Origin of the sequence: Pedobacter nutrimenti, assembly GCF_032678445.1 — a bacterium.
In the GTDB taxonomy this organism is placed as follows: domain Bacteria; phylum Bacteroidota; class Bacteroidia; order Sphingobacteriales; family Sphingobacteriaceae; genus Pedobacter; species Pedobacter nutrimenti_A.
On the sequence record NZ_JAVTSQ010000006.1, the window covers coordinates 198,447 to 215,602 of the forward strand.

6 protein-coding genes are annotated in these 17,156 nt (G+C 40.2%); all 6 read left to right on the plus strand.

The window, feature by feature from the left end; all coding sequences use genetic code 11:
* The first annotated feature begins 5 nt into the window (after positions 1 to 5).
* Positions 6 to 2,630, plus strand: coding sequence for a phosphoenolpyruvate synthase (gene ppsA / locus R2S08_RS12365; RefSeq protein WP_316835469.1), 2,625 nt, complete (start codon positions 6 to 8; stop codon positions 2,628 to 2,630).
* A 154-nt stretch (positions 2,631 to 2,784) separates the two neighbouring features.
* Positions 2,785 to 5,112 (plus strand): glycosyl hydrolase family 95 catalytic domain-containing protein, encoded by a 2,328-nt coding sequence (locus R2S08_RS12370; protein ID WP_316835470.1) that lies wholly within the window; start codon positions 2,785 to 2,787, stop codon positions 5,110 to 5,112.
* A gap of 164 nt (positions 5,113 to 5,276) precedes the next feature.
* Entirely contained in the window at positions 5,277 to 9,245 is a 3,969-nt protein-coding gene (locus R2S08_RS12375; protein ID WP_316835471.1) for a two-component regulator propeller domain-containing protein, read from the plus strand.
* A 200-nt stretch (positions 9,246 to 9,445) separates the two neighbouring features.
* Positions 9,446 to 12,424, plus strand: a complete 2,979-nt coding sequence (locus R2S08_RS12380; RefSeq protein ID WP_316835472.1) for a SusC/RagA family TonB-linked outer membrane protein — start codon at positions 9,446 to 9,448, stop codon at positions 12,422 to 12,424.
* Positions 12,425 to 12,455: 31 nt separating this feature from the next.
* Entirely contained in the window at positions 12,456 to 14,069 is a 1,614-nt protein-coding gene (locus tag R2S08_RS12385; RefSeq protein WP_316835473.1) for a RagB/SusD family nutrient uptake outer membrane protein, read from the plus strand.
* Between the two features lie 25 nt (positions 14,070 to 14,094).
* Complete coding sequence (locus R2S08_RS12390) at positions 14,095 to 17,133, plus strand: TonB-dependent receptor (RefSeq protein ID WP_316835474.1); 3,039 nt, start codon at positions 14,095 to 14,097, stop codon at positions 17,131 to 17,133.
* Positions 17,134 to 17,156: the final 23 nt, after the last annotated feature.

The following is a 17,156-nucleotide window of genomic DNA, read 5'->3' on the forward strand; positions in this document are numbered from 1 at the left end:
AGCAGATGGAGAATATAAATATTTACGTCCCTGGCGTAACCCATGAAAGTAAAGCGACACTTGATTTGTTGGGTGGTAAAGCAGCTAACTTAAATGCATTGCAGCACATTAACGGGGTAGAGGTACCAGATGGGTTCTATATGACTACAGAAGCTTACAAAGAAACCATCGGAGACAATCTGGACATCAATAACTTGTTGAATGAATTGGCCTTGCTTAAGGTGGAAGATGTATTGAATATCAATACAATCAGTGCGAAAATCCGAGATACCATTGAACACCTGCCAATTTCAACAGCTATTTTAAAGGAGATAGAAAATTGCCTTCTAAGGATTGGCGATAAAACTGCTTATGCGGTGCGATCCAGTGCTACCGCAGAAGACCTGCCTGCAGCTTCCTTCGCAGGACAGCACGATACTTTTTTGAATATTAAAGGGATAGAAGCGATAGCAAAACACATTAACAAGTGTTGGGCGTCACTTTTTACCGATCGGGCTGTCATCTACAGAATCAAAAATGAAGTGGACCACAGGAAGGTTCACCTGGCTGTTGTTATTCAGAAAATGGTATTTCCCGACGTAGCAGGAATAATGTTTACAGCAGATCCTGTAAGTTCCAATAAAAAACACTTGTCTATCGATGCCAGCTTTGGGCTTGGCGAGGCATTGGTAGCCGGTCTTGTAAATGCCGACAATTATCGTGTCTGTGCAAACCAGGAGATCGTTAAAAAGATCTCCGCCAAAAAACTAGCCATTTTAGCTGTAGAAGCAGGCGGTACTATACATCAGGAAATTGAACCTGAGCAACAATACATGCAGGCACTGACGGATGAACAAATCTTGCAACTCGCAGGCATTGGCAGAAAGATTGAAGCCTATTTTGGCCGCCCACAGGACATTGAATGGTGTTTGGTTAATGATATATTTTATATTGTTCAGAGCCGGCCAATCACGACCTTGTACCCCGTTCCAGACGCAAATGACCAGGAAAATCACGTTTATATATCTGTTGGCCATCAGCAGATGATGACTGATCCCATGAAACCTCTCGGTTTATCTTTGTGGCAATTAAGAGCTGCAAGACCAATGTTTGAAGCTGGTGGAAGGTTGTTTGTCGATGTCAAGAATGAGTTGGCTACACCTGCTGGCAGGGATAATTTATTAGCGGCTATGGAACAACATGATCCACTCATAAAAGACGCATTACAGACGATCGTGGAACGGGGGGATTTTATAAAACCTCGCCCTAACGATGAAACAGGAAGGATTCCGGTTAAAAGTAATAAAGGGATGACCGTAGCGGATATATTAGGACAAGTAGGAAACGACCCTGCGATTGTCGCTGATCTGATTAAACACAACGAGGCATCAGTAGAAGTGCTCAAACAAAACATTCGGACGAAATCCAGAGATGATCTATTTGAGTTTATCCTGGACGATATCCGGCAATCAAAGCAGATGATATTTGATGGGAAACATTTGGGAGTAATCATAGCTACAATGAATGCTTCAGCATGGATCAATGAAAAGATGAACGACTGGTTTGGTGAAAAGAACGTCGCAGACATCCTTTCTCAATCTGTATCAAACAATATCACTTCGGAGATGGGCCTGGAACTCTTGGATATTGCTGATGCTATCCGTCCACACGCGGCAATAATTGAATATTTGCAACAGGTAAAAACCAGCTACTTCCTGAACGATATTGTTAAGTTTGATGGCGGGCAAGAAGTCAAGGATATTATCGATGCCTATCTGGGGAAATATGGTATGCGGTGTGCTGGTGAAATTGATATGACTAAAACCCGCTGGTGTGAAAATCCCGCCATTCTTATCCCAATAATTCTAACCAATATTAAAAACTTTGAACCAGGGGCAAGCAAGCGGAAATTTGAACAAGGTTTACAGGAAGCACTAAAGAAAGAGCAATCTTTATTAGATCGATTGGCAGCATTACCAGATGGCGAACAAAAAGCACAGGAAACAAAGGCCATGATTGACCTGATCCGAAATTTCGCCGGATATCGCGAATATCCAAAATACGGAATTGTTAGCCGTTTCTTCGTTTATAAGCAGGCTTTACTGAAAGAAGTCGAACAACTGCAACAAGCCAATGTTATTTCTGATCAGGAAGATAGCTATTACCTAACTTTTAACGAATTGCGTGAAATGGTACGTACACAAGAACCAAACAACCAGTTGATCAGTAAACGAAAAGAAGAATTCAAATCATATGGAAAGCTAACCCCGCCAAGGGTGATGACCTCAGATGGAGAAATCATTTCGGGTAAGTACAATCATGAAAATCTTCCACCCAAAGCAATTGCAGGTCTGGCTGTTTCCTCAGGGGTGATAGAGGGGCGGGCACGGGTTATTTTAAATATGGAAGATGCCGATCTGGAGAACGGAGATATACTGGTCACTTCCTTTACAGATCCAAGCTGGACCCCTCTGTTTGTATCCATCAATGGACTGGTTACCGAAGTAGGTGGGTTGATGACCCACGGAGCAGTTATTGCCCGAGAATATGGTTTACCAGCCGTTGTTGGTGTTGAAAATGCGACCAGATTAATCCAGGACGGACAGCGGATCCGGGTAAATGGTACTGATGGATATGTAGAGATTGTTTAACCTTTGACTGGACTGAATCGAAGTTAAAATGAAATTTAATTGGATAGTCCATTTAAATAATTGATTAATCCATTTAAGCTTTATTTTGGTACGAGTAGTTTTGGTTATAACCAAATATACCAATTCTTCTCAGAAAATTTGAAATCATACCATCATGCATGCAACTAAGATCTTTAAAACGAGTTTCGTTTTTTTTAATATTTGCTTAGGCTTGTCTGCCAGCGCTCAGCTGGTGGAACTACCAGATTCTGTTTATAATTTAAAGCTTAAAGCCCCGGTAAGTAGCTGGGACGAAGGACTTCCACTGGGAAATGGATTAATGGGGGGACTGCTGTGGGGAGAAGCGCACACCATTAGACTTTCTTTAGATAGAGGAGATCTCTGGGACGAGCGGACCACAGGAGAAAAAGAATGGTGGAAGAAATATACCTATCAAAAGGGCGCAGACATGATTGCCCAAAAGAAATTCAATACCGTAGCCACCTGGTGGGATGCTGCTTATAGAGGAGTAAGCCCCACTAAACTTCCGGCCGGCCGAATTGAACTTAAATTTCCAGATGCTGAGGTGGTAAATGAATTTGAGTTGAAGGAGGCAACAGCGCAAGGCGTTGTCCGGTTCAGATCTGGTGCTATTTTAAATGCATTATATAGTGCTCATGTGCCAGTTGCGATGCTTTCCATAAAAGGAGTGGTTCCAACCGGAGTACAGCTTTTATCGCCTATGGATGTATACCGTCAAAAGGCCCGTGAACAGGCAGGCCCGAGTAGTGGCGGATCCGTGAATAAACTTGGTTATCCTGAGGCAATAAAGGGCAATTCAGAGAATGCACAGTGGTATATACAAGAAGCTGCCGATGGCCTCAAATATTGCGTGTACGTAGAGACAAAAAAAACTGCAGGTGAAACTTTGCTTGCACTGAGCATTACCTCAACCATGGACGCTAAGGACTTCTTAGTCCTGGCACGTAAGCGTTGTTCTAAAGCGTTGAATAATGGATATGAGGGGATGCTTAAACCTCATGTAAAGTGGTGGACAAATTTTTGGCAGGAGTCAAGCGTTTCAGTCCCTGATACAGCAGTTCAGAAACAGTACAATCTGGTGCAGTATTTTTACGGTGCAGCCTCTCGTTTAAACGCACCGCCAATGCCTTTACAAGGGGTATGGACAGCCGATAACGGTGCTTTACCACCCTGGAAAGGAGATTACCACAATGACCTGAATACACAAATGACTTATATGGCCTACCAGGAATCGGGCCGTTATAGTGAAGGCGCTTCTTATTTGAACTTTCTATGGGACCGCCGTGATTTCTTCAGGGCTTTTGCAAGAGATTTTTATGGTACTGCCGGGCTGGCCTGTCCGGGAGTGATGTCTTATTCCGGGCAGCCTTTAGGTGGATGGGGGCAATACAGCATGTCGCCATCAATGAGTGCCTGGAGCGCACATTTATTTTATCTGCATTGGTTATATACAGCTGATGATAAGTTTTTGAAGGAAAAGGCTTACCCATGGAGTTCAGAAGTGGGAGAATGTATGCTCGGCCTGTTAAAAAAAGACAGTAAAGGTTTGCTGAAACTACCTCTTTCTTCTTCTCCGGAAATCTTCGATAACAGCCCAAAGGCATGGCTGGAACCCAATAGTAATTATGATTTGATGAGCTTAAAAATGCTGTTCCTTTCCCTGAAAGAAATGGCAGAGGTTTGTAAAAAAGATACGGAAGCACAGAAATGGGCTGCCGCCGCATTAGCCCTGGGTGATTTTCATACCAAGGAAGACGGCACATTGTTGCTGGATGCCAACAATGAGTTGAAAAGCAGTCATCGTCATTTGTCTAATATCATTGGGTTATATCCCTTTAACTTAATTACTAAAGAGAACGGTGAAAGAGCCACTCAGGTCATAGATGCGAGTTTACATAGCTGGGATAAGCTGGGTACAAGTCAGTGGTGTGGATATAGTTTTTCATGGATGAGCTGCATGAGGGCAAGGGTGGGTGACGCAGAAGCCGCAGTTAAAAATCTAGATATTTTTGTTAAAGCATTTGTATTGCGCAACGGATTTCATGTAAATGGAGACCAAACAAAAAGCGGGTATTCAGATTTCACCTATCGTCCCTTTACTCTAGAGGGTAACTTTCTGGCTTCACAGGCTGTACATGAAATGTTGCTCCAAAGCTGGAGCCCAAATCCTGGCCAGGTGAATACGGGAATTATCCGTATTTTTCCAGCGGTGTCGCAGAAATGGGCAAATGCCTCTTTTACAAATTTAAGAGCTGAAGGCGGCTATCTGGTTTCCGCTGTAAGAAAAAACAACAAAACAACAGATTTCAGCATTACTGCCGGTAAAAGTGGAAAAGTTCGTATTAAAGATAATTTTATGGGAAGCAGACCAACATGGAACATTCAGAATGTCGTAAAGACCGGGGATGTTTATGAAGTTGATCTGGACAAAGGACAAACGTTAAAGGCCGTTCTTAATTGATGTAATTAGAGGTGAAAATCTTATCTTTTTTAGTAGAATATCTTATTTAAAGAGAAACTCTTTTAAAATAATTGTTTTTTTGAAATACTTAATATAACCAGATATTCTTCAGGAGGCCAACAGATGTTAAATAATATTAAATCTTTTTATTGATTTTTGAGTTGATGTATGAATATTTAAAACGGACTGTCGGTGAGAGCATTCTGATATTTATGCTATGGATCTGTAGTTTAAATGTAAATGGGCAAAAGTTAAATTTTGAACATTTAAGCGTGAAAGATGGGCTTTCACAAAACTCAGTACTTAGTATTGTTCAGGATCGATTTGGCCTCATGTGGTTTGCTACGGGCTATGGTCTAAATAGATATGATGGCAGTCGTTTTTCTTTATACAAGAATAATGCTGATACCACCTCAATAAGCGATAACTATATCAATATTTTATTTCTTGACCACGAAAATAAGTTATGGGTAGGTACATCCGCCGGCTTAAATATTTATGAGCCAGTGACGAATAGTTTTGAGCGTGTTCCTTTGGTTCATAAAAAAGGGATATTACAGCCAGAGATTTTCTGTATATCTGAGGATAAGAAAGGCAATATCTGGATTGGAACAAAAGATGGACTTTTTGTAAAAATTTCGGGAGCTTCTGGTTTTGTCAATGCGATTAAGGTGGGGCTGGAACCAAGATTAGCTGGCAGTGAAGTTTTATGCACCTATGAGGATCACTTAGGTTATTTATGGATAGGTACAGGAAAAAGTCTGATCAAAAGCCGTTTTAGTCATGTTTTTTCTGGAGTTGAAACCTTTGTTCATCAGCCCGAATTGCCTGGCAGTATTAGTGATAGTCCGGTAAAATCCATTCTTGAAGATAGTGATGAAAATATCTGGATGGCTACAGAGAGTCGGGGACTGAATTTACTGGATCGTAAAACCATGTCTTTTGCGCACTTTGAGCAGCAGTCTGGAAATCCAAACAGTCTTACCCATAACTCAATAAGACAGATGATCAGTGATGGTAAAGGTAGTTTTCTAATTGGCACCCAGGGAGGTTTATGTATTTTTAATCCCATTAAAAGAACTTTTACATCTTACCAGAATCATGTTGATGATCCTGAAAGTTTAAATCAGAATTCCATATATAGCCTTTATAAAGACAAGAGTGATAATATTTGGATAGGTACTTATTTTGGTGGGATAAACGTTTCTTATGGAACGAAAACTCCATTTAAAACGATAAAGCATAAAGAAGATAATTTAGGTATTAACCACAATGTGGTAAGGTCAATAGTACATGATAAAAAGGGGGATTTGTGGATTGGCACAGAAGGAGGAGGTTTAAATCACTATAGTGAACAAACCAAAAAGTTCAGCTATTATGTTAACAATCCAAAGGATCCCGCATCATTAGCATCTAATTTTGCTAAAATCGTTTATATCGATAAAAATGATCATATCTGGGTGGGTACAAGTGGAGGGGGGCTGAATTTATTCGATCCAGCGACAGGCCGGTTCAAACATTTTCTTTCAGGCAGCAGTATTTTCGAATCGAAACGTTCGTCAATAAGTGCAATGCTGGAGGATAGCCAGGATAGATTCTGGATTGGCGGACTCGGTATTAATGGCCTGTTCCAACGTAAGGGGATTCAGCTTAGCCCCATAAAAAATAATCCGCTGATCGGAAAATTGAAAGACAAGGTGATACAGATGTTTTTTGAAGACCGAGCGGGTAATATGTGGGTGCTGAGCCGTACAGATATCTATTGTTTGAGTAAAAATAATAAACAAATCATTACAATAGCAATTAATAATAAGAGAGATAATTCTGTTTGGTTTAACTGTTTAGAGGAAGATCATAAAGGGAATATTTGGATTGGACTTTATCATGGTGGTTTGTATTGCTATAGTCCTGAAAAAAAGAGTATAATACGAAAATACACCACCAAAGATGGTCTAAGTAATGATAATGTAGTTGGGATTCTGGAAGATGAATACTATGATTTATGGGTAAGCACGAGAAACGGCCTATCAAGGTTAAATCCAGAAAAGCAGACTTTTCAGAATTACACGATTTCAGACGGCCTGGCCGATGAAGAGTTTAATTATGGCTCTATGTACAAGGCGAAAAATGGGGAACTGTTTTTTGGAAGCATGAACGGTATAACCTATTTTTCGCCGTTAGATATCAAGCGCAATAATGATCAGGCTACAGTGGTTTTCACTGGCTTAAAACTGTTTAATAAGGAAGTCCTGCCCGGAAAATCGCGAGAGATACTGTCCAGTAATATCCTTTTTAAGCCTCAGTTGGTATTTAGCAGTGCACAAAACATTTTTACACTGGAATTTGCTTTGTTGAATTACATAAAATCCAATAAAAACAGGTATGCCTATAAATTGGATGGAATAGATAAAGACTGGAATGAAAGCATTTTACCACAGGTAACTTATACCAATCTGCCAGCTGGAAATTATGTTTTTACTGTAAAAGGGGCAAATAACGATGGCGTGTGGAGTAAAGCAGAGCATATTAGTATCCGTATCCTGCCTCCGCTTTATAAAACATGGTGGGCATACCTGTTGTATACCATTCTGGTTGCAATTGTTGTTTTCTTTGTCGTTCGTTTCTTTTATCTGCGGCAATTCTTAAAAAGAGAGGAAGAGCTACATCTGAATAAACTTAATTTTTTCACCAACATATCCCACGAGATCAGATCTCATCTTTCCTTAATCATGATTCCATTGGAAAAGGTTATAGATGAAAGTAAACCATATGATTTTATCCATAAACAACTCGGTGTTATTAAGAATAATGCAGACCGTTTGTTGTCTCTGGTTACAGAGTTGATGGATTTCAGAAAGGCAGAATCTGAAACCTTAAAGCTTCATCTCAAGGAAAATGATCTCATCGGTTTTTTGAATGATATTTACATCTCCTTTACAGAGGTTTGTAAAAAGAAGCAGCTTAACTTTACATTCATACATCCCGAAGGCCCGCTTTTAGTGAATTTCGATAAAGAACAACTGGAAAAAGTGTTGTTTAATCTACTTTCCAATGCATTTAAATTTACGCCTGAAGGAGGCAAAATCAGCCTTGAAGCTGGTGTGGTAAAAGATGAGCTGGTCATTACGGTTTCGGATACAGGAAAGGGAATTTCTCCTGTATATTTTGATAAGCTGTTTACCAACTATTTTCAGGTAGATGATGCAGCCCAAAATACGGGTTATGGCATAGGTCTGGCCTTAAGCAAGCATATTGTTGAACTCCACCATGGGAGAATTAACCTGACCAGTAAAGTTGGATTTACACAATTTATGGTCAGGCTGCCATTGCAGCGTACTTTGGTCCAAAAGGAAGAAAATGAAACCAACATCCCGTTAGATAAGAGCTTTAGTATATTAATTGTTGAAGACAATGAGGAACTAAGGGCGATTATAAGAGATTTACTGGAACCAGAATATCGAATATTGGAGTGCACAGATGGTGTGAGTGCATTGCAACTGGCAAAGGTTGAAATTCCTGATTTGATCATCAGCGATGTCATGATGCCAAATATGAATGGTTTTGAGCTTTGCGAGGAAATCAAGTCAGACGAACGTACCAGTCATATTCCCGTGATCCTGTTAACGGCTAAAGATACTCAGACAGATCAAATTAGCGGTTTAAGTAAAGGAGCAGATTTATATCTCACCAAACCTTTCAGCATAAAGATTTTGCAGCTAAATGTGAAGAATATACTTGATTCAAGGGAGAAGATCAGCAGTAAATACCGGAAACAGTTCATTTTTGCACCAAGCAACACTTTGCTCAATACCATGGATGAGCAGTTCCTTTCCAGATTAATTACTGTAATAGAAGAAGGAATGGAAAACCGGGAGTTTGGAGTGGATCTTCTGGCCGGAAGAATGGGGATGAGCCAGTCCGTTCTCTATAAAAAGGTAAAAGCACTGACAGAGATGACGGTAAATGATTTTTCCAAAAGTATCAGGTTAAAGAAAGCGGCTCAGCTGCTAAAAGATTCCGGGTATAATATTTCTGAGGTTTCAGGCCTGGTAGGCTTTATTGACTCCCGCTATTTTACCAGAGAGTTCAAGAAACAATTCGGTCAGACCCCGCGTGACTATATAAATACTTAAATGCACCCCAACCGTGCTAAAATGCTCTAAAACACAAAATATTCATACAAATTAAACAGTATTGTCACCATTATATGTTGAAGGTTAGTGTCAAATTTACCTGACGCCATTGATACTTTGTGCTCAATGGTCTAAACCTAAACCAATAAACATATGAACAGTAAATGTTTGAATTGTACCAAGCAAATCAGGAGGAGCGTATGAAAAGATTTTACTTAAAGATTTTCATTGTAGCAGCCGGGTTGCTGGTTTACAATGGTGGATATGCTTCACCAGTTTACGGACATGAATACCATGATCCGCAAAAATCAATTAAAGGACAAGTAAAAGATCAGTATGGATCGCCATTGCAAGGTGTACTTGTGCGCATCAAGAACCAGGATCGAAATACCCAGACAGATGCCAGAGGGTATTATAGCCTGGAGGCAAATGTGAATGATGTGCTCATCTATGAATTGGAGGGATATGTCCAGCAGGAACAAAAAGTCAAAGGGAAAAATATGGATGTATTTCTTCAGAAAAGCAGTGCGGATAAAGTGTACAGTACTTTATATGGCAGACAAAAAGCCGCCACTTTTTCGGGCTCTATTGCAACAATTAATGCTCAGAATCTATCTGATATTCCGGTTCCGAATGTTAGTGATTTGCTCAGTGGAAGATTAAATGGCTTGATCACCACACAGTCGTCTACAGATGGTGTCGATCGCTCTTTTTTGAGCCTGAGAGGAAGAAATCCCATCGTTGTGGTAGACGGTGCTGTTAGAGATCTGGATGGATTAAGCCCAAATGAGATAGAAAACATTACCGTTTTAAAAGATCCTGTTTCACTTGCAGCCATGGGCATGCGCAGTTCCGATGGTGTTGTCCTGGTGCAAACAAAGCGGGGTACTGCCGGCAGACAAATCATAAACTTTTCGGCCCAGACAGCTATTCAGGAATCTATTTATTTGCCTAAATACCTGGATGCCTATCACTATGCACTTCTGGCCAATGAAGCGTCGGTAAATGATGGCCGTCCGCAGATTTACAGCCAGACAGATTTAGAAGGCTATAAAAATGGAACAGATCCCTATCGTTATCCCAATGTAGATTGGTATGGCGCAACGCTTAAACCACGGTATAGTTTTAACCGTTTTAATTTAAATGTTTCGGGAGGTGGTAAATCTGCCAGATATTTCATCGCCTTGGAGAACCAGAATCAGGGGGGGATTTTTAAGGATGGGCCAAACAATTTTAATACGAACAATACCATTAACAGATACAATTTCCGGTCTAATGTTGATGTAGATATAGACAAAAATCTAAGCATCTCTTTAAAGCTTGCGGGTAAATATGAACAGGCAAATAGCCCTGGGGCAGGTGTTGGAAGTATTATGGATCAGATTCAGCAAACGCCATCCAATGCTTATCCGATTTATAACGCAGATGGTTCATTGTCTGGAAATTCGTTGTATACCAAGAATATATTTGGACAGCTGTATCAAACAGGATATACCAGAGATAATCGCAGAACAATTTTTATTGATGCCGATTTGAACAGGAAACTTGGGTTTGTTACAGAGGGCCTTTCACTTAATGGATCCATACATTATACCTCTTATTACGACAATACTATTTTTCGTAGCCGCTCAAGTTTTGCTGTTTTTCTGCCTGTTTATAATCAGGATAATGTGGTGCAGAGCTATACTCAGTTTGGTAACAACACCAGTTATTCCAATAGCAATGGCTATAATGACAGTTTTTCCAGACGCTTAAATTTTGATGCCGGATTACATTACCAGCGTATTTTTGGTGAGCACGCAGTAAATGCTGCTTTACAATACAATTGGGATCAATATGATATTGGAACAGCCCTTACACATGCTTACAAGGGTTTGCTTGCCAGAGGTAGTTATGCCTTTAAAGAAAAGTATTTTGCCGATATTTCTGTAGCCTGGCAAGGAACGGAACAATACATGAGCGGCAAGCGGTATGGTTTTTTTCCGGCCATATCTGCAGGATATGATATTGCTAAAGAAGATTTTTTGAAGGATGGTGTTTTTAATCAGTTAAAAATTAAGGCATCTGCCGGTATTTTGGGATTTGACAGATCATCTAATTTTGCCTATCAACCTTATTACAGCACCAATTCAAACGCCTATTATTTTGGAAGTACGGGCACGGGTATGGCCGGATGGACAGAAGCTTCTCTGGGAAATCCTAATCTTACCTGGGAAAAAACAAAGGCTTTTAATGCCGGAATTGATGCTGTTGTATTTAAAAACAGTCTCACAATTAGCATCGATTATTATAATAATCTTCGTTACAGGGTACTTCAGCAAAGAGGAAATTCAAATGCACTGCTGGGAACAATTTATCCATTGGAAAATATTGGTAAATACAATTATAATGGAGTTGAATTTGGTCTAAACTATGTTAAAAAAATTGGAGAAGTTGAATTAAGTCTGAACGGCAATGCACAATTTTCGGGTAGTAAGGTGATTGATGTCCAGGAGTTACCCAGAAAGTATACCTATCAGGAACAAACAGGCCAGCAAATTGGACAAGTTTTTGGTTTAGTGGCTTTGGGTCTTTTTCAAAGTAATGAAGAAATTAACGCCAGTCCAAAGCAGTTTTCCATGAAATTGCAGCCAGGAGACATAAAATATAAAGACTTAAACGGAGACAATATCATTAATGAAGATGATGTAACGGCTATAGGAAAAACCAGTGCACCAATATATTATGCTGGCTCGGTTGGGCTAAAATTCAAAAATTTTGATTTCCTTGCTTTACTGCAAGGTGTAACCAATAAAGATTTTTACTTTATTGGTAATAACGCCTGGGAGTTTCAGAACAATGGCGGAAATGTCCAGCAGTTCCATCTTAACCGCTGGACACCAGCTACTGCCGCAGTAGCTGATTACCCCCGTTTAAGTTTTGGACCCAATGCAAATAACCATACAATTTCTACTTATTGGTTAAGAAATGGCGATTATCTGAGACTTAAGAATGTTCAGCTAGGTTATACGCTTCCATCTTCATTAACAAAAAGAGTGGGGCTGGCCAACCTGAGGTTGTTTGCTTCCGGGTTCAACCTGCTCACGTTAACAAGACTTAAAGATCTGGATCCAGAGTCATTACTGAGTAATTACCCTCTTTACAGAAGTTATAACATTGGTCTAACTGCTAAATTCTAAATAGTAACATATGAAATTTTATCGCATATTAATGGTAATACCATTTGTGTTGCTTATTTCATCCTGTGAAAAGGATGTCTTAAATCAGCTCCCTGTAGAACGTACACAGCTTAGTGATATCTTTAATCCAAAGGATAAGGAAGGTACTTTAATTGATGAATATTTATCCGGTATATACAGTCAGCTGCCAAAGGGATTTAACCGTATCAGCAATAATCTGCTTGATGCGGGAGCAGACGATGCCTTGAGTGCCGATATCTCGATAACTGCTGTAGATAAATTTAAAACCGGGCAATGGGGACCGTCCAATTTACCCGAAAACCCATGGACAGCCAATTACAGTGCAATCCGCAGGGTGAATGTGTTGCTGGCAAATATAGGTTCATCGGGTATACCCGGAGTGAAGAAAGATGCCTTGATTAATCAATCAAGGGCATTGAGAGCCATTTTCTATTTTGAATTGCTGAAGCGCTGGTCTGGCGTTCCCTTGATTGGAGACAAGGTATTTGCATTGGATGACAATATGAATCTCCCTAGAAACACCTGGGCTGAATGTGTAAATTATATCTTGTCTGAATGTAATGATCTAAAAGATAAATTGCCCGCAACGCTTACCACAGGAGATTTGGGCAGAATGTCAAAAGGAGTGGTGATGGCCCTAAAAGCAAGGCTGTTGCTCTACAATGCAAGTCCGTTATATAATCCAACCAACGATCCTGAAAAATGGAATACTGCCGCCAAAGCGGCCGATGAGCTAATTAAACTGAATACCTACAGTCTGGAAAGTAATTTGGGCACCATGTTTACCACCAGAAACAATAAGGAGTTTATTCTGGCTTATCAGCAGGCAGACAATACAAGTATAGAAAGCTTAAATGAGCCGCCGGGTTTTAGAAGGGCCGGACTGGGGATAACGAATCCGACTCAGGATTTGGTGGATGCCTTTCCAATGAAAAATGGAAAAGGTATTAATGAAGCCGGATCAGGATACATAGACAGTGATCCGTACAAAAACCGGGACAACAGATTTTATCTAACCATATTTCACAATGGTTTCTCCTGGTTAGGCACCACAATTGAAACCTTTACAGGTGGGAAAAATAACACTAAACCTGGCATAGGAACAGGAACAAAAACGGGCTATTATATGCGCAAGTTTATGACCACAAGCGGCTCTGATGCAGCATTTTCAAATGCAACTCATAATTTCCCCATCTTTCGCTACGCAGAAGTATTATTGAACTATGCAGAGGCAGAAAATGAATTCCTGGGCGCTCCGGATGCTTCGGTTTATAAAGCCGTAAATGACATCCGTACACGTGCTGGTATTACGACGACCATTGCATCAGGCTCCTTAAGTAAAGAACAAATGAGGTTGCTTATCCGAAACGAACGTCGTGTTGAACTTGCTTTTGAAGAACATCGTTTCTGGGATATACGCCGGTGGAAAATTGCTTCGGATGTGTTAAATGGCAATTTAAGAGGGATGAAGATTACCCAAAACCCGGATAAGACATTTAGCTATGATCCTACCGTTACGGTACAACAAGTCACATTTGATGCTGCAAAAATGTATTTGTACCCTGTTCCTTACTCGGAACTGCAAAAGAGCAGCTCGCTTACTCAAAATCCAGGATGGAATTAGGAAAAATGAATGTAATCCTTAAAAAATGAAGAAAATATACGTCATATTCATGCTTATGTTACAGGTGCTGATGGTTTCGGCACAGAACAGAACGATAAGCGGGCAGGTTACGGATGCATCCGGGCCTTTGCCAGGTATTAATGTTAAAATACAGGGCACCTCAATAGGTGCTACTACAGACGCTAAAGGGAAATTTACTATAAAAGGGGCTCCAGAAGCAGGCATGTTATTAGTTAGCGGAATTGGTTATAAATCAAAAACCGAAAAATTGCAGGCCAAAAATATTTATAATATCCTCCTGGAGGAAAATGTAGAAGGACTTAATGATGTTGTGGTGGTTGGATTTGGTAAACAAAAGAAGGCCACACTAACCGGGGCAATATCGAGCATTGGTGGAAGAGAGCTGAAGCAAAGTCCTGTAGCCAATCTGACAAATGCCTTAGCGGGGCGCCTGCCGGGTCTGTTTTCACAACAAAACAGTGGCCAGCCAGGTAAAGATGGAGCTACTCTACAAATTCGGGGCGTTAGTACTTACCGATCCGGAACGGGGCCATTGCTTATCGTAGATGGGGTACAGCAAGATAATATTGGGCAAATTGATATGAATGAGGTGGAAAACATCTCCATTTTGAAAGATGCCTCTGCCACTGCTGTATATGGTATTCGTGGTGCAAACGGAGTAATCATAGTAACTACAAAAAGGGGACAAACCGGTGAGGCAAAAGTATCTATAAGCAGCCAGACAGGCGTCCAGGTATCAACACGCTTACCTAAATTGCTCGATGCCTATAATTCACTTTTGTTGTTGAAGGAAAGCTATGTGAATGATGGTCAGGCAGCCAATTTCCCCTATACAGATGTGCAGCTTGAAGCATTCCGTACAGGTTCAAACCCGGCATTATATCCAAATGTTGACTGGTATAAGGAAGTTATGCAACCTTATTCATTACAGTCTCAATTCAATGCAAACGTTTCTGGTGGCACAGACATAGTCAAATATTTTGTTTCTGCAGGCATGTTAAATCAAAATGGGATTTTTAAGAATTTTAAAGACAGCGAAACTGACAATGGTTACTATTTTAAAAGATATAATTTCAGGTCTAATGTAGATGTTCAGGTAAATAAAACACTTCATATCGGCTTAGATTTATCAGCCAGATTAGAAAACACCAATCAACCGCATCCAGCTGAAGCAGGTCGTTCTGTATTTAATCAGTTGCTTCGTACTGGTTTTGCACCTTACTCATTTCCAATTTATAATCCAGATGGCTCATTTGCTGCACCACCTCAAAGTAATCAGCATCCCAATATGGTTGCACAGTTAACCCTGGCAGGCTACGACAGGAGTTACAACTCTGTACTTACTTCAAATTTAAGTGCAGAACAAAAATTAGATTTCCTGTTGGATGGCTTATCGGCAAAGGGAGCTTTTTCATTTAACAATACACAATATTCTGAAAAGGATTTGTACAGAGATGGGTATCCAACTTATAGATATAATCCTACAAATGACAGTTATTCACTGTTCAATCCCGCATATCCGGTTTTAAGACCCTTCCAGTTAGCCACCAAGAACTTAGCGCCACAGGTGGCTACTAACCTTGAGGCTTCGCTAAACTACCAGCATCAGTTTGATAAGCACAATGTAACTGCAATGGCCCTTTATAACCAAAATTCAAAGGTTTATGTAAATTCCAGTGGTGTTCCGGACCCAACACGAAAAATCAGCTATCTGGGTTGGGTGGGGCGTACGACCTATAATTATTCCAACCGTTATTTAGTTGAATTTAACCTTGGATATACCGGATCAAATCAATTTAATAATAAGAACAGTTTTGGTTTCTTTCCGGCGGCATCTGCAGGCTGGGTAGTTTCTGAAGAACCTTGGTTGAAAAACAACATCAAGTTTCTTGATTACCTTAAAATCAGGGGTTCATATGGTATAGTAGGAAATGATAACGTAGGTATCGACTTAACGACCTATGCTTATCTGAGTACCTATGTGCCATCCGGAACTTATCAGTTTGGTGATTCAAACACGACATTAAATGGTCTTGCAGAGGGTAAATTAGGCAATGACCAACTCACCTGGGAAAAAGAACGAAAAGCAAACATTGGATTTGATGCCCAGTTATTTAAATCAAAAGTGAATGTAACATTTGATTATTTTGACAATTATCGGTACGATATCATTACCACCCGTACCACTGTAGGAGATATTGTTGGAATTACGCTGCCTGATGTCAACCTGGGCAAAGTGAAAAACAAAGGCTTTGAACTTGAAATTAGTTATACCAACAAAACCGGTAAACTTGGTTATTTTGTAAAGGGTAATGTATCTGTTGCTAAAAATAAAGTGATTGAGCGGGATGAGGAACATAAGAAATACCCCTGGCTTCAGCAAACCGGACAATCTGTTGGACAGCCATATGGATGGACATGGATTGGGTACTATCAAAATGCAGAAGACTTAGCCAATAGCCCCAAAACAACATTTAAGCCACAAGTTGGTGATCTAAAATATGCAGACCTGAATGGCGATGGAATTATTAACGACGATGATAAAGGACCCATTGGCTATCCTATAATTCCAAATACAACCTATGGTGTATCCGCAGGATTCGACTTTAAGGGCTTTGACTGTAGTTTCCTGTTTCAAGGGGCTCTAAATAGTAGTGTGCGTCCATCAGATGAGCTAATCTATGATAATATTGGTAATTTTCAGGAACTGCACCTTGGTCGGTGGACACCTGATAATGCGGCCAATGCAACTTATCCAAAACTACACCTGGCCAGTGGCGGGGCAAACAACAGGCCAACAACCTCAACGTTCTGGCTTCGTTCGGGTAATTATTTACGCTTAAAAAATGTTGAAATAGGCTATCGACTTACACCGGCTCTATTAAAAAGAATAGGGGTAGAAAGCTTGCGTATTTATGCCAATGCAGCAAACCTGATTACCTGGGATAAATTAAAAATAATGGATCCCGAATCACCAAGTGGCCGTGGCGAAAATTATCCGCAGCAAAAGATTTACAGTTTTGGATTAAACCTTAATTTTTAACAGTTCATGAAGTACTTAAATTA